This is a genomic window from Streptomyces sp. ACA25 (genome assembly GCF_028200735.1).
Lineage (GTDB): Bacteria > Actinomycetota > Actinomycetes > Streptomycetales > Streptomycetaceae > Streptomyces.
Genome location: NZ_JAQKPV010000004.1, coordinates 179,919 through 196,860, shown reverse-complemented (window position 1 = coordinate 196,860; position 16,942 = coordinate 179,919). Strand labels below are relative to the sequence as shown.

Below are 16,942 nucleotides of genomic sequence, written 5' to 3'. Positions count from 1 at the left end.
GCGATGTTACTGCGTTTCCGGTGCGGGCCCGGTGAAGGCGGGGCCTTCCTCGTCCTGTGCGCCGCGGAGGGCGAGGAACGCCCGGTCGGCCAGGTCGGGGAGGTTCTCGGCTCCGTCGCCGTCCACCCAGGTGGCGAGTGCGGTGGTGAGGGCGGCCAGTGCGGCGGCGGCCAGGACGCGGAGGGTGAGCGTGACCTCGCCGTCGAGCCGGGCGGCGAGTGCTTCGGCGAACAGCCGCTCCGTGGCGTACTGGTTGTCCCAGAGGCGGGCCCGCAGGGCGGGGGTGGTGAGGATGAGCCGGGTGCGGGTGAGGAGTGCGTCGCGGTCGGTGGCGTACACGGCGGTCAGGCCGTGGGTCAGGGCCCGGTGCAGGGCGGTGAGCGGGTCCTCCTCCGGGGGGCGTTCGGTGATGAGCCGGGCGATCAGCGGGTCGTAGTCATCGGTGTCGACGACGGCTTCCTTGACGGGGAAGTAGCGGAAGAACGTCATGTGGGAGACGCCGGCGGCCCTGGCGATCTGCCCGACCGTGGTGGTTTCGTAGCCCTGGGTGAGGAAGAGCCGCAGTGCGTGCTCCTGGATGGTGCGGCGGGTCTGCGCCTTCTTGCGTTCCCGAAGGCCCAGGGGCCGGCCGGTGGGTGGGTCGTCCATGGTCGCGCTGCCTCTGGAGGGGTCGCCGGTCCCCCGGGGTGCGGTGCGGGGTCACCGGGTGTGACCGTGGTCGAGCAGGTCCGCCAGCCACCTGTCCAGGGCTGCGGGCGTGGACCCGCGCCAGGCCAGGTGGGCGTCGGGGCGCACCAGCATGGCCGGGTGTCCCCGCTCCCCGGCGGTCGCCAGCACGGTCACCGTATCGCCCAGCTTCCGGTGGACGGTCTCCGCCCACCGGTCGCCGCCACCGGGCAGGGGCGTGGGCACAGCCGGAGGGACGGCCGGGGACGCGGGCGGGAGGAGCAGGGCCCAGTGGGGGCCGAGCTCGGCGTGCAGGCGGGTGGGCTCGCCGTTCCGGGTGCACAGCACGTCGGGCACCCGGTCGCCGGGGCGGGGGCGGCGGCCGGGCAGCGAGCGGCCGGCGAGCGGCCCGCCGCGGTAGCTGATGCCCAGTTGGGAGGCCTGGTTCCAGATCGCCCGCTGGACGACGGGCCGGTTCATCAGGGGGACGCCCACCCGGTCGCGGAACACGCGGGCGAGCGGGCTCTCGCCGACGATCATCCGGGTCATGGCGCTGGTGGTCTCCAGGACGTCCTGGGCGAGGGGGCGGCGTTCGGCCTCGTAGGTGTCGAGGAGGGCGTGGTCCGCGCGGCCTGCGGCGACGAGTGCGAGTTTCCACGCCAGGTTCTCGGCGTCGCCCAGGCCGGTGTTCATGCCCTGCCCGCCGACCGGGCTGTGGATGTGGGCGGAGTCCCCGGCCAGCAGTACCCGGCCCTGCCGGTAGCGGGTGGCCAGCCGGCGGTGGATGCGGAAGGTGGAGGTCCACAGTGGCTCGGCGGTGCGGAAGGGGACGCGGGCGTGCTCCCGCAGCAGACCGGTGAGGGTGTCGAGGACGTCGGAGGTGGCTGCCGGGCCGTTGTCGGCCTGCTGCGCCGCCGGGGCCATGAGCCGCCACACGTCGGTGCCCGGGAGGGGGAAGGCGGCGAGGAGCTGGTCGCCGCGCAGCCATACCGAGACCGCGTCCCGGGGAATCGGGAGGGTGACGCGCACGTCGGCGAGGAGGAAGCGTTCGACGACGGGGACACCGGGGAAGCCGATGCCGGCGGCTTTGCGCACCCGGCTGTGGGCGCCGTCGCAGCCCACGAGCCAGTCGGCGCGCAGCGGGGGGCTGTCGGCGAGCCGGACGGTCACCCCTTTCTCGTCCTGGTCGGCGCCGGTCAGCTCGCGGCCCCATTCCACCTGCCCGCCGAGCTTCTCCAGCCTGTGGCGGAGTCCGGCTTCGATTTCGGCCTGGGAGACCAGCAGGCCGGGCTTTCGCACCAGCTTTGTTCCCCGTCCCACGTCGAGGCGGGCCATGAGCGTCCCGTTGACGTGTGCTCTGACCTGTCCGATGGGCCGGGAGCGCTGCGGCAGGTCTCCGAGCGCGCCGGTGCGGTCCAGGACTTCGGCGCCCCGGGGCTGCAGCCCGAGGGCGCGGGAGGTGCCGGCCGGCCCGGTCGCCCGGTCGACGAGGCGTGCCGGTACGCCGGCGGCCAGGAGTCCGCAGGCGAGTGCCAGCCCGGTCGGACCTGCCCCCGCGATCACCACTGCGTGCATGCGCCCGCCCCACTTTCGTTAGTCACTAACTTCTGTTAGACGATAACATTTCATTGGTGGGTGCCGTCACCAACGAGGGCCGTTCTCACTTGACACGGTACCCCCAGGGGGTATGCTGCGAGTATGGCCAGGCTTCGCGCCGTCATGACCGCGCCACGGCGTCCGGGCACCCCGGAACGTGCCCCCGGCCCCGGACACCCGCCCGCCGGGGCGGGGTGACCAGGAGGAGAACAGCAATGAATGCCATGTTCAAGCTCGGCACGTTCGGGGCAGGAGTCGCCCTGGCGTTCGCGGCGGCCTTCGCGGCCGGCAACACGGTCGACCCGGTTCATACCGATCCGGCACCGGGGCACGGTGACCACTCCGGGTCCGGGCCGGCCGCCCCGGGCCCGGCGACCGCGGCCTCCGGGGCGGCACCCGGCGGCCTGCAGGTCTCCGAGCGCGGCTACACGCTGGTCCCGCCGGCCGGGCCGCTGCCGTCGGGCGAGGAGACCGCCTTCGAGTTCCGGATCACCGGCCCGGACGGCGCACCGGTCACCGCGTACACGGCCTCGCACGAGGAGGACCTGCACCTCATCGTCGTCCGCCGTGACCTGTCCGGCTACCAGCACGTGCACCCGACCCTGGGGGACGACGGCACCTGGAGCGTGCCGCTGACCTTCGAGGAGGCCGGCGACTACCGGGTCTTCGCCGACTTCATCCCCGAGGGAGACCAGGGCGGGCCCCTGACGCTGGGCGCGGACGTCTCCGCTTCCGGCGACTACCGGCCCACCCCCCTGGCCGCGCCGGACCGCACCGCGACGGTCGACGGCTACACGGTGACGCTGGACGGTGACCTGCGGGCCGGAGCGCCGTCCCTTCTGACGCTGTCGGTGAGCAAGGACGGTGAGCCGGTCACCGACCTGGAGCCCTACCTCGACGCCTACGGGCATCTGGTGACCCTGCGCCAGGGCGACCTGGCGTACGTGCATGTGCACCCCGAGGGCACCCCCGGCGACGGCGGCACGGAGCCCGGGCCGGGCATCGGCTTCCACACCGAGGCGCCGAGCGCGGGGACGTACCGCCTCTACCTGGACTTCCAGCACGAGGGTGAGGTCCGCACCGCCGAGTTCACCGTCGAGGCCGAGGGCGCGGCGACCGCGGACCTGACCGCCTCCGACGCCTCGGACGCCCACGAGGACGACGGCCACTCGCACTGACCCCCCGACGGGGCGAGCCGGCCGGCCACCCCCCTTGCACTGGATACGGGGAGGGGGTATACATAACTCAATAGATACCCGTGGGGGGTATCCTGTTCATAGGTCACTCCGGGAAGGAACCCAGATGTCTTCGTCCTGCTGCACCACCGACGGAAGCTGCTCGACCAACGAGAGCAAGACCGTGTACCAGGTCACCGGCGTGAACAGCGGTCACTGCCGCGGCGTCGTCACCAAGGCGCTGAACGAGCTGGACAACGTCCGCGACGTGCACGTCGACCTGACCACCGGCCACCTCACCCTCACCACGGAGGGCGAGCCCGACGACACGCGGATCGCCCGCACCATCGACGACGCCGGCTACGAGTTCAACGGTCGCGTCACCGCCTGACCCGCCCGGTCCGACGGGCCGAGCACCTTCACCCCGCCCACTGATCCGAGGAGCAGTGATGACTGTCAGTACGCCAGGTACCACCGAGGTGGAACTCGCCATCGGGGGCATGACCTGTGCTTCGTGCGCGGTCCGGATCGAGAAGAAGCTGAACCGCCTGGACGGGGTGGAGGCTACGGTCAACTACGCCACCGAGAAAGCCCGGATCAGCTACCCGGACGACGTCGCCGTCGACGTGGAGAAGCTGATCGCCACCGTGGAGGCCACCGGCTACACCGCTGTCCCCCCGGCCCCGCCCTCCGAACACGGCGACACCGACGCCGGAACGACGGCGGCCGAGGCGGACGAGCTCCAGCCGCTGCGCCACCGGCTGCTGGTGTCCATCGCCCTGGCCGTGCCGGTCATCGTGCTGGCCATGGTCCCGTCCTGGCAGTTCGAGTACTGGCAGTGGCTGTCCCTGACGCTGGCCGCGCCGGTCGTCGTCTGGGGCGGCTGGCAGTTCCACAAGGCCGCCTGGGCCAACGCCAAGCACGGCACGGCCACCATGGACACCCTGATCTCGGTGGGCACCTCCGCCGCCCTGCTGTGGTCGGCATGGGCGCTGTTCTTCGGTGATGCCGGCGTCCCCGGCATGACCCACCCCTTCGAGCTCACCGTCGCCCGTTCCGACGGCATGGCCAACATCTACCTCGAGGTCGCCGCCGGCGTCATCTCGTTCCTCCTGCTGGGCCGGTACTTCGAGGCCCGTTCCAAGCGGAAGGCCGGAGCGGCGCTGCGCGCACTCATGGAGCTGGGGGCCAAAGAGGTCACCGTCCTGCGGAACGGCCGCGAGGAACTCATCCGCACCGAGGACCTCGCCGTCGGCGACCGCTTCCTGGTCCGGCCCGGCGAGAAGATCGCCACCGACGGCGTCGTGGTCGAGGGCAGCTCCGCCATCGACGCCTCCATGCTCACCGGTGAATCCGTCCCCGTGGAGGTCACGGTTGGTGACTCGGTGACCGGGGCGACGCTCAACGCCGGCGGCCGGCTCGTCGTGGAAGCCACCCGCATCGGCTCCGACACCCAGCTGGCCCGCATGGCCAAGCTCGTGGAGGACGCCCAGAACGGCAAGGCAGCCGTCCAGCGGCTCGCCGACCGGGTCTCCGGGGTCTTCGTCCCCACCGTGATCGTCATCGCCTTCGCCTCACTGGGCTTCTGGCTGGGCAACGGGGCCGGCCTGTCCGCGGCGTTCACCGCGGCGGTGGCCGTCCTGATCATCGCGTGCCCCTGCGCCCTGGGCCTGGCCACCCCGACCGCCCTGCTGGTCGGCACCGGCCGCGGCGCACAGCTCGGCATCCTCATCAAGGGTCCCGAGGTACTGGAGAACACCCGCCGGGCCGACACCATCGTCCTGGACAAGACCGGCACCGTCACCACCGGCCAGATGACCCTGCTGGCCGTGCACACCGCCGAGGGCAACGAGGAGAACGAGGTCCTGCGCCTGGCCGGAGCCCTGGAGCACTCCTCCGAGCACCCCATCGCCCGGGCAATCGCCGCGGGGGCCACCGAGAAGACCGGCGAGCTGCCCACCCCGGAGGACTTCAGCAACCTCCCCGGGCTCGGCGTGCAGGGCGTCGTCGAGGGCCACGCCGTCCTGGTGGGCCGCGACAGCCTGCTGCGGGACTGGGCGATCGAGCTTCCCGTCGACCTGGCCCGCGCCAAGGCCGAGGCCGAGGCAAAGGGCCGCACCGCCATCGCCGTGGCCTGGGACGGGCAGGCCCGTGCCGTGCTGGAGGTCGCCGACGCCATCAAGCCGACCAGCGCCGAGGCCATCCGCCGGCTGCGCGCCCTGGGCCTGACCCCCATCCTCCTCACCGGCGACAACCGCGCCGTGGCGGAGGCGGTGGCGGCCGAGGTCGGCATCGACGAGGTCATCGCCGAGGTCATGCCCGAGGACAAGGTGGACGTCGTCGCCCGGCTGCAGGCCGAGGGCAAGACGGTCGCCATGGTCGGCGACGGTGTCAACGACGCCGCCGCGCTGGCCACCGCCGACCTCGGCCTGGCCATGGGCACCGGCACCGACGCCGCCATCGAGGCCGGCGACCTGACCCTCGTCCGGGGCGACCTGCGGGCGGCCGCCGACGCCATCCGCCTCTCCCGCAAGACGCTCTTCACCATCAAGACCAACCTGTTCTGGGCCTTCGGCTACAACACCGCCGCTGTGCCGCTGGCCGCCATGGGCCTGCTCAACCCGATGCTCGCCGGAGCGGCCATGGCCTTCTCCTCCGTCTCCGTCGTCGCCAACAGCCTCCGGCTGCGCAGCTTCAAGGCCGCCGACTGAACGGCAGCACCCCGTGCGCAACGAAGGGCGGGCCCGGCAGCGGGCCCGCCCGAGCCACATCAGGGGCGGTCACCTCACCGGCCCCACGGACACCCACCGACACCCACGGACACCCACGGTGAGCGAGGCGTCGCTGGCCATCGCCCGCCTGGTCCGGGCCCGAGCGCCGTACGAGGTCACCCGGACACGGAAGGGGCGGGTCACCCGTGGCGACCCGCCCCTTCACTCATCGGCCCCGGCACTGCCCGGAGAGCTCGACGCGCAGCCGCAGGCAGACACCCAGGACTTTGCGCAGCAGGACCACCTCGGCAGGGCCGACGTTCAGCCGGCAGACCGGGGCGCACATCCGTTCAGGCCGGGCGGACTTGAGTTCCTTGACGAGTGACAACATGGGGAAACAACATACCCGCCAGGGGTATGCACTACGCCCTCTCGCCACCGTCGGCTCAGCACCCGGCGGCCGGAGCCGCTCCGCCCAGGGGGTGGCGGGCGGCGGGCAGGACGACGGTGTGCGGCGGGGCGCCGGGCAGCAGGGGAGCTCCGCCGGGGTTCTCGCGGTACTCCCGCGGGCTCACCCCCCGGACCCGCTTGAACGCCGCACTCAGCGCGAAGGCACTGCCGTAGCCGACCTGCCGGGCCACCGCGGCGATCGTGAGGTCCGGCTCCCGCAGCAGGTCGGCGGCCAGCGCGAGCCGCCGGCCGGTCAGGTAGGCCATCGGCGGTTCGCCGACCAGCTCGGTGAACGCCCGGGCCAGCCCGGCCCGGGAGACGCCCACCGCGGCGGCCAGGCCGGCCACCGTCCACCCGTGGGCCGGGTCCTCGTGCAGCAACCGCAGCGCTCCGCCGACCACCGGATCGCTGTGCGCCCGGTACCGGGCCGGGGCCCCGGACCCGGGGTCGGCGAGCCAGGACCGCAGAACGCTCACCAGCAGCAGGTCCAGCAGCCGGTCCAGCACCAGCTCCTGCCCCGGCTCGTTCCGGCAGGTCTCCTCCGCCAGCAGCCGCACCAGAGGATGGTCGCCGGTCCCGACCGACTGCACCAGCAGGGCGGGAAGACTGTGCAGCAGCCCCCGGCCGATCTCCCGGTGCGCCTGGTAGGCGCCGCTGATCATGAGGGTGTCGCCGGGCGCGCCGGCGGTGCCGTCGCCCCAGGTGCGGACACCCAGGGCGGAGGACTCGGTGATGTCGTCCCCGCCCGCCGTGCTGCAGCGCTGGTCCGGGCCGACGACCACCCGGACCGGCTGGTCCGGGGAGTCGGCGACGGTGTACGGCTCGGGTCCGCGCATCACCGCGATGTCGCCCGGGAGCAGCCGGACCGGGGCGCGGCCGTCCGGCCTCACCCACGCCTCGCCCCGGACCACCGTCAGCAGTGCGAGCGGTGACCGGTCCTCGATGCGCAGCGACCACGGGGTCCGCAGGAGCAGCCTGAGCAGGAAGGCCCCGCGCGCCTGGGGGCCTTCCAGCAGACCGGTCAGCGTGTCCATGGGGTCATTGTGCTCGGCCGGCCCGCCCGCGCGGCAGCGGTGATGGCGTACCCCCCGGCCCTCCGCGGGGGTGTCAGTGCACCGCCAGGGCCCAGCCCAGGCAGCCGAGGGACGCCGTGCACAGCACGGTACGGACGAGGTTCGCGCGCACCCACGGCCTCTCGAATTGTGCCCGGACGGCGGCGGGGTCGGTGATCCGGCCGGGCGGGCCCGCCGCCTCCAGGGCATTGTTGAGCGGCACGTTGACGGCCCCGGTGACGCCGATCGCCGCCAGCAGCAGGACGAGCGCCGCGACGGCCGGCAGCAGCGCCGGGCTTGCGTCCCCCGGCAACTGCAGGAGCACCGCCAGGCTGGTGGTCAGGGCTGATCCCAGGAGGACGGCCAGGAACCAGCCGTTCATGATCGCCCTGTTGATGTGCTGCATCACTTCGACGAGCGTGCGGTCCCCGGTGCGCCGCAGCCCGGGCATCACCGAGCACGCGTAGGCGAAGAGGAGGCCGGCGAGCAGCCCCGTGGTGAGGGTGGCTGCCACCAGTGCCAGTGTGCGGGCCGGTTCCATCGGCTCCCCCGTATTTCTTCGATCCGCTGGGCGGATGCTGTCTCATCGCCTCAGTCAATCCGGGGATCCCCGGACGCTGAATGGCCGGGGAGCTCAGGCGCATACGCATGCGTCCACGCCCGGCGGGAACGGCCCGGCCCCGGCCGGCCGGGCGCAGCGGCCTACGATGGACGGCAGCGCGCCTGTGGAGCGCCCCGCGCAGGGCCGGGTGCCACAGCGGTTCGGCTCCGGGAGACCAGAATGAGCACACACAGGACCCCGCTGCCGGGCGTCGGCGTCCAGTACGACCTGGCGACCCGCGGCGGGCGGCACCTGTCGGTGGTGGCGCACGAGGACGGCCGGCGGTTCGTCGGCTTCTACTCGCCGGAGGACCCCGACGCCTGCCAGGCCACGGTGGAGCTGGACTCCGACGAGGCGGCCCGGCTCAGCGAGCTCATCGCGCCCGGGGACGGCGCGAACGGGCTGCCGAGCGGGGAGCTGGGCCTGGACCTGGTCACCGAGCGCGTCCCGCTCGGCCCGGAGTCCCCGTACCGGAGCCGTCCGCTCGGAGACACCCGGGCCCGCACCCGCACCGGGGCGTCGATCGTCGCGGTGCTGCGGCGCACGGGGGCGGTCCCCTCGCCGGGTCCGGACTTCCGGCTGGAGGCCGGGGACATCCTGCTCGTCGTCGGCACCCGGGAGGGTGCCGGCGAGGTGGCCGACCTGATCGCGGGGGCCTGACCGTGGAGGACACGGTGATGCTGATCGAGCTGGGCGCCGTCATCCTCGGGCTCGGTCTCGCCGGGCGGCTGGCCGGCCGGCTCGGCCTCTCCCCCATCCCGCTCTACCTGCTGGGCGGGCTCGCGTTCGGCGTGGGCGGCCTGCTGCCGCTCAGCGCCAGCGAGGACTTCTTCCACGTCGGTGCCGAGATCGGCGTCATCCTGCTGCTGCTGATGCTCGGCCTGGAGTACAGCGCCTCCGAGCTGGTCGACAACCTGAAGAAGCAGTACCCGTCGGGTCTGGTGGATTTCGCCCTGAACGCGACGCCGGGGGCGGTGGCGGCGCTGCTGCTGGGCTGGGGTCCGGTGGCCGCCCTGGCACTGGCCGGGGTCACCTACATCTCGTCCTCCGGCGTGATCTCGAAGATCCTCACCGACCTCAAGCGGCTCGGCAACCGCGAGACGCCCCCCGTGCTGAGCCTCCTCGTCATCGAGGACCTGGCCATGGCGGTGTACCTGCCGCTGCTGACGGCGGTTCTGGCCGGCCTCAGCCTCGCCGGGACGAGCATCACGCTGCTCATCGCTCTCGCCAGCGCCGGTTTCGTGCTCTACCTGGCGCTGCGGCACGGCCGGTTCATCAGCCGGGCCGTCTCCTCGGACAACCCCGAGATGCTGCTGCTGGTGGTGCTGGGCCTGACGTTGCTGGTGGCCGGGCTCGCCGAGCGCGTCCAGGTGTCGGCGGCCGTCGGTGCCTTCCTGGTCGGCATCGCGCTCTCCGGCGAGGTGGCGCACCACGCCCGCCGGCTGATCACCCCGCTGCGGGACCTGTTCGCCGCCGTGTTCTTCGTGTTCTTCGGCCTCTCCACGGACCCGGGCGCCGTCCCGGCGGTGCTGGTGCCCGCGCTGCTGCTGGCGGTCGTCACCACCTTCACCAAGATCGGCACCGGCTGGTACGCGGCCCGCCGGGCGGGCATCGCGACGCGCGGCAGGCTGCGGGCCGGCGGGGCGCTGGTGGCCCGCGGGGAGTTCTCCATCGTCATCGCCGGGCTGGCCGCCGGGGTGGAGCCGCAGCTCGCCCCGATGGCCACCGCGTATGTCCTTCTCATGGTGATTCTCGGCACCTTCGCCGCCCGCTACGCGGAGCCGGCCGGGCTCGCCCTGCTCGAACGGCGCGGCAGAGGCGGCACGATGCCGAGTCACGGCTCCGAGCGGGCCGGGCGCCCGCGCTGACCCGTCCCGGCCGCAGGGGGCCGGGACGGTCGGGAGCTGTCGGCCGGATGAGGCATCATCGGGGCATGGGGATCGTCGCCGGCCTGGACAACTCGTCCGTTCACACCCGCATCGTCGTCTGTGACGCCGACACCGGAGAGGTGCTGCGGCACGGACACGCGGACCATCCGGAGGCCGAGGGCGCCCCGGAGACCTGGCTGCACTCGCTGGGCGAGGCCGCGGACGGCGGCCTGCTCGAGGACGTCGCCGCGATCGGGGTCGCCGCCCACCAGCACGGTGTGGTGCCGCTGGACCCCGACGGCCGGCCGGCCCGGCCCGCACTCACCGCCGGGGACCTCCAGGGGCAGGCCGCCGCGGTCAGTCTGATCGACGCGCTCGGCGGCCGGGACGCCTGGGCGGAGGCCGTCGGCCTGGTGCCGCAGGCGGCGCACCCGGTGACGCAGCTGCGCTGGATGGCCCGCGAGGACCCGGAGGCCGCCCGGCGCACCCGCTCGGTGCTGCAGCCGCACGACTGGCTGGTCTGGCAGCTCCTCGGCCGGCCGAAGCGGCGCACCACGGACCGCGGCGGCGCCTCGGGCACCGGCTACTGGTCGGCCGCCACCGGGGCCTGGCGTCCCGATCTGGTCGAGCTGGCCCTGGGGCACGACGCCCGGCTGCCGGACGTGCTGGGGCCGGCCGAAGCGGCCGGCCGAAGCCCGGAAGGGCTGCTCATCTCGGCAGGCACCGGTGAGACGATGGCCGCCGCGTTCGGCCTGGGCGTCGGCCTCGGCGACGCCGTCATCTCGCTGGGCGCCTCCGGTTCGGTGTGCGCCGTGCACCATGAGGCCCTGGCCGACCGCACCGGCACGATCACCGCCTACGCCGACGCCACCGGGATGCACCTGCCGGTGGTCCGGACACTCAACGCCACCCGGGTGCTGCGCGGCACCGCCGACCTGCTCGGCTGTGACCTCACCGGGCTGTCCGAGCTGGCCCTGCGGTCCACGCCGGGCGCCCACGGGCTGGTGCTGCTGCCGTACCTGGCCGGGGAGCGCACCCCGGAGCTGCCGCACACCGCGGGCACCCTGACCGGGCTGCGCCGGGAGAGCATGAAGCCCGAGCACCTGGCGCGGGCGGCGTTCGAGGGCATGCTGTGCGGGCTGGCCGACGCCGCCGATGTGCTGCGGCACCGGGGGGTGCGGATCGAGCGGATATTCCTGCTCGGCCCGGCGGCCGAGCTGCCCGCGGTGCAGGCCCTGGCCCCGGCCCTGCTGGGGGCCAGGGTGGTCATCCCCGAGCCCGGGGACTACACGGCGCTGGGCGCCGCCCGGCAGGCGGCCTGGTGCCTCGGTGCGGAGAACGGCACGCTCTCCGCCGGCTCCCCGCCACGCTGGCCGGCGGCCCCCGGGCGGACGCTCTCGCCCGGGCAGGACCCGGAGGCCGACGGCGAGGGAGCGGCGGGCGACGGCTCCGCCGAAGGGCTCGCGGTGGCGGAAGCGGTCCGCCGTCAGTTCATCGCCGTCCGCGACGAAACCCACCCCGGCGCCTTCGGCTGACACCCCGGGGAGCCCGGACGACGCCGGACGCGGCGTCAGGCAGGGCCGGGGAGGACGTCGCGGAGGAAGGTGTCGACGGCGTCGAGAAGTTCCTCACCCGCCAGCAGGGCCAGGTCGTTGTGGCCGGCGCCGCTGATCTCGACATACTCGTCCGCGTGGTCCTCCGCGAGGTCGCGGGAGAGCCGGGTGGGGACAATGCTGTCGTTGTCACCGGCGATCATCAGGGTCGGCCCGCCGTACGAGGCGAGGCGGGCGTCGGTGTCGAAGCGGTCCCGCAGCAGCAGACCGACCGGCAGGAACGGGTAGTTGGCCTGTCCGACATCGGCCAGGCCGGGGAACGGCGAGCGCAGCACGAGAGCGGCCGGTGGCCGCTCGGCGGCCAGGGCCGCCGCGACTCCGGAGCCGACGGACTCGCCGAAGTACACCAGCCGGTCCTCGTCCACGTCGTCCCGGGAGAGCAGGTAGTCGGCCGCCGCCCGCGCGTCGGTGACCAGCCCGTCCTCGTCGGGGCTTCCCTCGTTGCCGCCGTAGCCGCGGTAGTCGGTGAGCAGAACGGAGTAGCCGCGGGCCGCCAGTCCCTCGGCCAGCGGCACCCGGTTGGCGCGGTTGCCGGCGTTGCCGTTGCTCACCACGACGGTGCCGGCCGGTTCGCCGTCGGCGGGGACGAACCACGCCGACAGCTCGAGCCCGTCGTCGGTGGGGAACGACACCTCCTCCAGACCGGCCAGCGCGGGCGGCGAGGGCGCGGACCGGTCGGGGAGGTAGATGAGCTGGCGCTGGAAGACCCAGGCGAGCAGGACCAGCAGCAGCCACAGCCCGGCCAGCACCGCCAGGACCTTCCACCCGATCGAGAGGAATGTCGAGCCCATGGGCCGACCCTAAACGAGGGTGGACGTGATCGCGCCACGTTTCCGCGCCGAAACGGCCCTCGGGACGTGCCCGAGTCCCGCCGCGGGGCCGGGTGGCGGGGGCGGGGCGGGCCGGTCAGTCCAGGTAGCCGCGCAAGTGCTCGACATAGGTGTGTGCGCGGAGCTTGCGTAACGTCTTGTGCTCTATCTGCCGGATGCGTTCCCGGGTGACGCCGAACAGCCGGCCGATCTCCTCCAGTGTTCTGGGGCGGCCGTCGACCAGCCCGTAGCGGAGCTCCACCACCCGGCGCTCACGGTCGCTCAGCGTGCACAGCACGGCCTCCAGTTGCTGGCGCAGCAGCAGGAAGGCCGCGGATTCCACCGGCGAGGGGATGTGCACGTCCTCGATGAGGTCCCCGAGGCTGGCGTCGTCCTCCTCGCCGACCGGGGACTGCAGCGAGATCGGCTCCTGGGCAAGGCGCAGGATCTCGCCGACCCGGACGGCGGTGAGTCCCAGGTGGGCGGCGACCTCCGCGGCGGTCGGCTCGTAGCCGTTCTCCTGGAGTATCCGGCGCTGCACCCGCACCACCCGGTTGATGAGCTCGGCGACGTGCACGGGGACACGGATGGTGCGGGCCTGGTCGGCGATGGCGCGGGACATCGCCTGCCGGATCCACCAGGTGGCGTACGTGGAGAACTTGAACCCGCGGGTGTAGTCGAACTTCTCCACCGCCCGGATCAGCCCGAGGTTTCCCTCCTGCACGAGGTCGAGCATGGTCAGGCCGCGGCCCGCATAGCGTTTCGCCACGGAGACGACCAGCCGCAGGTTCGCCTCGATGAGCTGACGCTTCGCCAGCCGTCCGCGCACCACGAGCCGGTCGAGATCCAGGGCGAGCCGGTCGTCGAGCCCGGTGGAGGTGCGCAGCCGTTCCTCGGCGAACAGCCCGGCCTCGATCCGGCGGGCCAGTTCGACCTCGCCGGAGGCGGTGAGCAGCGGAATGCGCCCGATTTCGCGCAGGTACTGGCGGAAGAGGTCGCCCGTGGCACTGTCTTCGGTCCGCGGCCAGGACTCGCGTCCGGCGGGCCACTGGCGGGGCACCCGTTCGGTGGGCACGGCGGGAGCGGAGGGCTGCGCGGAGGGTGGCACAGCCGTTGCCGTGCCGGTTGTCCGGGTCTGCACGGGGCGACCTCCAGGTCATCGCAGCCGGTCGGGGAGCGGTGCCGCCACCAGTGTGCGGTAAGGGCCGCCCCGGCCACGAGGGGCTTGCGTCCACTTTCTGGACGGGGCCGCCACCCGATGCGTATGCCCCGCTACCGGAGTGTGTGCCCCTTTGCCGGCCGGTTCACCCGTAGAGGGCCGCGACGCCGCGTTCCCGCAGGGCGGTGCGGTACTGCTGGAGGGTCCAGACTTCTTGGCGCAGGGCTGCTGAGTGTTCCTGTTCGCCCTGTGCTTCCAGCCGCAGGGCGGAGCTCTCCAGCTCGGTGATGCGCCGGTCGGCGGCGGCCAGCCGGACCCCCACCAGCTGCTCCCCGGCGTACGTCTCGTCGGCTGCGCGGCGGGTGCGCAGCGGCTCCACGGTCAGCTCGGTGACCAGGGAGCGGACGGTGTCGTCGGGGGCGGCGGCCCGTACCCGGGCCACGTAGCCGTCGTCCGCCGCGGCCGCTCCCCCGGCCTCCTCGATGCACCGGCGCACCACCGCGTACGGCGGGGCGGTGAACTCGTCCTCGCCGTAGGCGTCGAAGGCCGGGGAGACGAGCTGCGGGAACTGCAGGGCGAGCTTGAGCAGTTCGCGTTCGACCCGGTGGGCGGGGCTGCGCAGGTTCAGTGCCGGGCCGCCTGCGGTCGGGGCGGGCGACGGTACGGGCGTCCGCCGCGGGCCGGAGGGCTGCCGCTGCCGGCCGCCGTCCGGTGGCAGTCCGCCGTCCCGACGGTGGCGGGCCATCCGGGCGACCCGCTGGACGACGAACTGGGTGTCCATGATGCCGAGCAGTCCGGCGAGGCGGACCGCGTACTCGTGCTGGATGGCGCCGTCCTTGATCCGGGCGAGGATCGGGGCGGCGGATTCCAGGGCGGCGGAGCGGCCCTCGGCGGTGTCGAGGTTGTGCTGGGCGACCGCGGACCGGAGGGCGAACTCGAACAGCGGGGTGCGTCCGTCGACCAGCTCCCGGACCGCCTCGTCGCCCTTGGCGAGGCGCAGGTCGCAGGGGTCCATGCCGCCGGGGGTGAGGGCGATCCAGGTCTTGCTGGCGAATTTCTGGTCGTCCTCGAAAGCGCGCAGGGCGGCCTTCCGGCCGGCGGCGTCGCCGTCGAAGGTGAAGATCACCTCGGAGCGGGAATTGTCCATGAGCAGCCGGCGGAGGATCTTCACGTGGCCTTCACCGAAGGAGGTGCCGCAGGTGGCGATGGCGGTGGTCTCTCCGGCGAGGTGGCAGGCCATGACGTCGGTGTAGCCCTCGACCACCACGGCGCGGTTGGCCTTGGCGATGTCTTTCTTGGCCAGGTCGATGCCGTAGAGCACCTGCGACTTGCGGTAAATGGGCGTTTCGGGGGTGTTGAGGTACTTGGGGCCGTTGTCGTCCTCGCGCAGCTTGCGTGCTCCGAAGCCGATGACTTCTCCGGTGATGTCCCGCAGCGGCCAGACCAGCCGCCCCCGGAACCGGTCGATCGGCCCGCGCCGGCCTTCCTGGGCGACGCCGGAGAGGGTCAGCTCCTTGTCGGTGAAGCCCCGGCCGCGCAGGAAGCGCACCAGGTGGTCCCAGCCCGCAGGGGCGTAGCCGACCGCGAAGTGCGCGGCGGCCGCCTGGTCGAATCCGCGTTCGGCGAGGAAGGTCCGGCCGATACCGGCCTCGGGGCTGCCCAGCTGCTCCTGGTAGAACTCGGCGGCGACCCGGTGGGCCTCGATGAGCCGGGTGCGTTCGCCCTGCTGGCTGGCCCGCCCGTAGCCGCCCTCCTCGTAGCGCAGGGTGATGCCGGCCTGGGCGGCGAGCCGCTCGACGGCCTCGGAGAAGGAGAGGTGCTCGAGCTTCATCACGAAGTCGAGGGTGTCCCCGCCCTCCTGGCAGCCGAAGCAGTGGTAGAAGCCCTTGCCGGGACTGACGTGGAAGGAGGGGGACTTCTCGTCATGGAAGGGGCACAGGCCCTTGAGGTTGCCCCCGCCGGCGTTCCGCAGCTGGAGATAGTCGGAGACGACGGCGTCGATCGGGACCGCGTCCCGCACCGCCTTCACGTCGTCGTCGTTGATCCTGCCCGCCACGCGGGAAGTCTACGGCGCCGGGGTGGCGGCGGCGGACGGCGGGCGGACGGCCCGGACGGGTGTCACCCGCCGGTCCGGCCCGGGTGACGGCGGTCAGCCCGGCGTGGAGCTGCCCGGCCCCTCAGAACACCGCCTCGGTCTCGTCCATCCGGTTCTGCGGGACGGTGTTCAGCTCGGAGGTCGCGTCGGCCAGCGAGACCATCACGATGTCCGTGCCGCGCAGCGCGGTCATGTTGCCGAAGTCGCCGCGGTGGGCGGCCTCCACCGCGTGCCAGCCGAAGCGGGTGGCGAGCACCCGGTCGAAGGCGGTGGGCGTGCCGCCGCGCTGCACATGGCCCAGGATGACGGGCCGGGACTCGGTGCCCAGGCGGCGTTCCAGCTCGACCGAGAGGCGGTTGCCGATGCCGGCGAACCGCTCGTGACCGTAGGGGTCGATCTCCCCCTTTTCGTAGGGCATGGAGCCCTCGGCGGGGTGGGCGCCCTCGGCGACACAGATCACGGCGAACTTCTTGCCGCGCGCGAAGCGCTCCCGCACCATCGTGCACAGGCCGTCGACCGAGAAGTCACGCTCGGGGAGGCAGATGCCGTGGGCACCGCCGGCCATCCCCGATTCCAGGGCGATCCAGCCGGCGTTGCGGCCCATCACCTCGACCACCATCACCCGCTGGTGGGACTCGGCGGTGGTCTTCAGCCGGTCGATGGCCTCCGTCGCGACGCCGACGGCGGTGTCGAACCCGAAGGTGCGGTCGGTCGCGGAAATGTCGTTGTCGATGGTCTTCGGCACTCCGACGACGGGGATCCCCGCGTCGGACAGCATCCGGGCGGCGGTCAGGGTGCCCTCGCCACCGATCGGGATCAGCGCGTCGAGGCCGAGCTCACGGCGCAGCTGCTCAGCGTTGTCGCAGGCCTCCCGGAGGCGGTCCTTCTCCAGGCGGCTGGACCCCAGGATGGTGCCTCCGCGGGCCAGGATGCCACTGACGGCGTTGATGTCGAGCTTGCGGTACCTGCCCTCGAGGAGCCCTCTGAAGCCGTCCTCGAATCCGATCACATCGTCGCCCCGGTCCACCACGGCGCGATGCACGATCGAGCGGATGACGGCGTTGAGGCCGGGGCAGTCACCGCCTGCGGTGAGAACTCCGATACGCATGGGGGACTCTCTCCTGCCTGCTCATTCGTAGGTGCGTAC

15 protein-coding genes are annotated in these 16,942 nt (G+C 73.1%); 6 read left to right on the top strand and 9 right to left on the bottom strand.

The features are described 5' to 3' along the window. Positions 1 to 6 precede the first annotated feature (6 nt). Positions 7 to 648 carry an acyl-CoA-like ligand-binding transcription factor gene (locus tag PJ985_RS08900; protein ID WP_271683059.1) on the bottom strand — a complete coding sequence of 214 codons (642 nt, stop codon included), beginning with the start codon at positions 646 to 648 and terminating at the stop codon, positions 7 to 9. Between the two features lie 51 nt (positions 649 to 699). Further along, positions 700 to 2,241, bottom strand: a complete 1,542-nt coding sequence (locus PJ985_RS08895; RefSeq protein WP_271683058.1) for an FAD-dependent monooxygenase — start codon at positions 2,239 to 2,241, stop codon at positions 700 to 702. A gap of 236 nt (positions 2,242 to 2,477) precedes the next feature. On the opposite strand from PJ985_RS08895, the gene PJ985_RS08890 reads away from it, so the two are divergent. The 3 genes from PJ985_RS08890 (at position 2,478) to PJ985_RS08880 (ending at position 6,148) form a co-directional block, all read left to right on the top strand. Further along, a complete protein-coding gene (locus PJ985_RS08890) occupies positions 2,478 to 3,440 on the top strand; it encodes a hypothetical protein (RefSeq protein ID WP_271683057.1) in 963 nt (320 codons plus the stop codon). A 124-nt stretch (positions 3,441 to 3,564) separates the two neighbouring features. Further along, a complete protein-coding gene (locus PJ985_RS08885; protein WP_271683056.1) occupies positions 3,565 to 3,828 on the top strand; it encodes a heavy-metal-associated domain-containing protein in 264 nt (87 codons plus the stop codon). Positions 3,829 to 3,886: 58 nt separating this feature from the next. Next, positions 3,887 to 6,148, top strand: coding sequence for a heavy metal translocating P-type ATPase (locus PJ985_RS08880; protein ID WP_271683055.1), 2,262 nt, complete (start codon positions 3,887 to 3,889; stop codon positions 6,146 to 6,148). Positions 6,149 to 6,374: 226 nt separating this feature from the next. Here PJ985_RS08880 and PJ985_RS08875 read toward each other — a convergent pair whose 3' ends face one another. From PJ985_RS08875 to PJ985_RS08865, 3 genes are all read right to left on the bottom strand, one after another. After that, complete coding sequence (locus PJ985_RS08875; protein WP_271683054.1) at positions 6,375 to 6,539, bottom strand: hypothetical protein; 165 nt, start codon at positions 6,537 to 6,539, stop codon at positions 6,375 to 6,377. Positions 6,540 to 6,594: 55 nt separating this feature from the next. Then, entirely contained in the window at positions 6,595 to 7,632 is a 1,038-nt protein-coding gene (locus PJ985_RS08870; RefSeq protein WP_271683053.1) for an AraC family transcriptional regulator, read from the bottom strand. A 73-nt stretch (positions 7,633 to 7,705) separates the two neighbouring features. Beyond that, positions 7,706 to 8,164: an anthrone oxygenase family protein gene (locus PJ985_RS08865; RefSeq protein WP_271683052.1), complete on the bottom strand. Its 459-nt coding sequence runs from the start codon at positions 8,162 to 8,164 to the stop codon at positions 7,706 to 7,708. Between the two features lie 267 nt (positions 8,165 to 8,431). Here PJ985_RS08865 and PJ985_RS08860 point away from each other — a divergent pair, with 267 nt between their 5' ends. From PJ985_RS08860 to PJ985_RS08850, 3 genes are all read left to right on the top strand, one after another. Continuing rightward, the gene (locus tag PJ985_RS08860; RefSeq protein WP_271683051.1) at positions 8,432 to 8,911 is read left to right on the top strand and encodes a cation:proton antiporter regulatory subunit; all 480 of its coding nucleotides are present in this window, start codon (positions 8,432 to 8,434) and stop codon (positions 8,909 to 8,911) included. 17 nt (positions 8,912 to 8,928) lie between these two features. Then, positions 8,929 to 10,119, top strand: a complete 1,191-nt coding sequence (locus PJ985_RS08855; RefSeq protein ID WP_271683050.1) for a cation:proton antiporter — start codon at positions 8,929 to 8,931, stop codon at positions 10,117 to 10,119. A 65-nt stretch (positions 10,120 to 10,184) separates the two neighbouring features. Continuing rightward, entirely contained in the window at positions 10,185 to 11,654 is a 1,470-nt protein-coding gene (locus PJ985_RS08850; protein WP_271683049.1) for an FGGY family carbohydrate kinase, read from the top strand. Positions 11,655 to 11,689: 35 nt separating this feature from the next. Here PJ985_RS08850 and PJ985_RS08845 read toward each other — a convergent pair whose 3' ends face one another. From PJ985_RS08845 to PJ985_RS08830, 4 genes are all read right to left on the bottom strand, one after another. Continuing rightward, positions 11,690 to 12,523: an alpha/beta hydrolase gene (locus PJ985_RS08845; RefSeq protein WP_271683048.1), complete on the bottom strand. Its 834-nt coding sequence runs from the start codon at positions 12,521 to 12,523 to the stop codon at positions 11,690 to 11,692. Between the two features lie 115 nt (positions 12,524 to 12,638). Continuing rightward, on the bottom strand, positions 12,639 to 13,616 hold the full coding sequence (locus PJ985_RS08840) for an RNA polymerase sigma factor (RefSeq protein ID WP_443033441.1): 978 nt from the start codon (positions 13,614 to 13,616) through the stop codon (positions 12,639 to 12,641). Positions 13,617 to 13,845: 229 nt separating this feature from the next. Continuing rightward, a complete protein-coding gene (dnaG, locus tag PJ985_RS08835) occupies positions 13,846 to 15,756 on the bottom strand; it encodes a DNA primase (RefSeq protein ID WP_271683047.1) in 1,911 nt (636 codons plus the stop codon). A 121-nt stretch (positions 15,757 to 15,877) separates the two neighbouring features. After that, positions 15,878 to 16,903 (bottom strand): 6-phosphofructokinase, encoded by a 1,026-nt coding sequence (locus PJ985_RS08830; RefSeq protein ID WP_271683046.1) that lies wholly within the window; start codon positions 16,901 to 16,903, stop codon positions 15,878 to 15,880. Between the last annotated feature and the right edge of the window lie 39 nt (positions 16,904 to 16,942).

What these genes read in the sequence shown, in the direction of transcription:
- PJ985_RS08830 (WP_271683046.1), bottom strand. Translation starts at nt 16,903, where the DNA reads ATGCGTATCGGAGTTCTCACCGCAGGCGGTGACTGCCCCGGCCTCAAC.
- PJ985_RS08895 (WP_271683058.1), bottom strand. Translation starts at nt 2,241, where the DNA reads ATGCACGCAGTGGTGATCGCGGGGGCAGGTCCGACCGGGCTGGCACTC.
- PJ985_RS08875 (WP_271683054.1), bottom strand. Translation starts at nt 6,539, where the DNA reads ATGTTGTCACTCGTCAAGGAACTCAAGTCCGCCCGGCCTGAACGGATG.
- PJ985_RS08880 (WP_271683055.1), top strand. Translation starts at nt 3,887, where the DNA reads ATGACTGTCAGTACGCCAGGTACCACCGAGGTGGAACTCGCCATCGGG.
- PJ985_RS08890 (WP_271683057.1), top strand. Translation starts at nt 2,478, where the DNA reads ATGAATGCCATGTTCAAGCTCGGCACGTTCGGGGCAGGAGTCGCCCTG.
- PJ985_RS08850 (WP_271683049.1), top strand. Translation starts at nt 10,185, where the DNA reads ATGGGGATCGTCGCCGGCCTGGACAACTCGTCCGTTCACACCCGCATC.
- PJ985_RS08860 (WP_271683051.1), top strand. Translation starts at nt 8,432, where the DNA reads ATGAGCACACACAGGACCCCGCTGCCGGGCGTCGGCGTCCAGTACGAC.
- PJ985_RS08885 (WP_271683056.1), top strand. Translation starts at nt 3,565, where the DNA reads ATGTCTTCGTCCTGCTGCACCACCGACGGAAGCTGCTCGACCAACGAG.
- PJ985_RS08845 (WP_271683048.1), bottom strand. Translation starts at nt 12,523, where the DNA reads ATGGGCTCGACATTCCTCTCGATCGGGTGGAAGGTCCTGGCGGTGCTG.
- PJ985_RS08900 (WP_271683059.1), bottom strand. Translation starts at nt 648, where the DNA reads ATGGACGACCCACCCACCGGCCGGCCCCTGGGCCTTCGGGAACGCAAG.
- PJ985_RS08855 (WP_271683050.1), top strand. Translation starts at nt 8,929, where the DNA reads ATGCTGATCGAGCTGGGCGCCGTCATCCTCGGGCTCGGTCTCGCCGGG.
- PJ985_RS08870 (WP_271683053.1), bottom strand. Translation starts at nt 7,632, where the DNA reads ATGGACACGCTGACCGGTCTGCTGGAAGGCCCCCAGGCGCGCGGGGCC.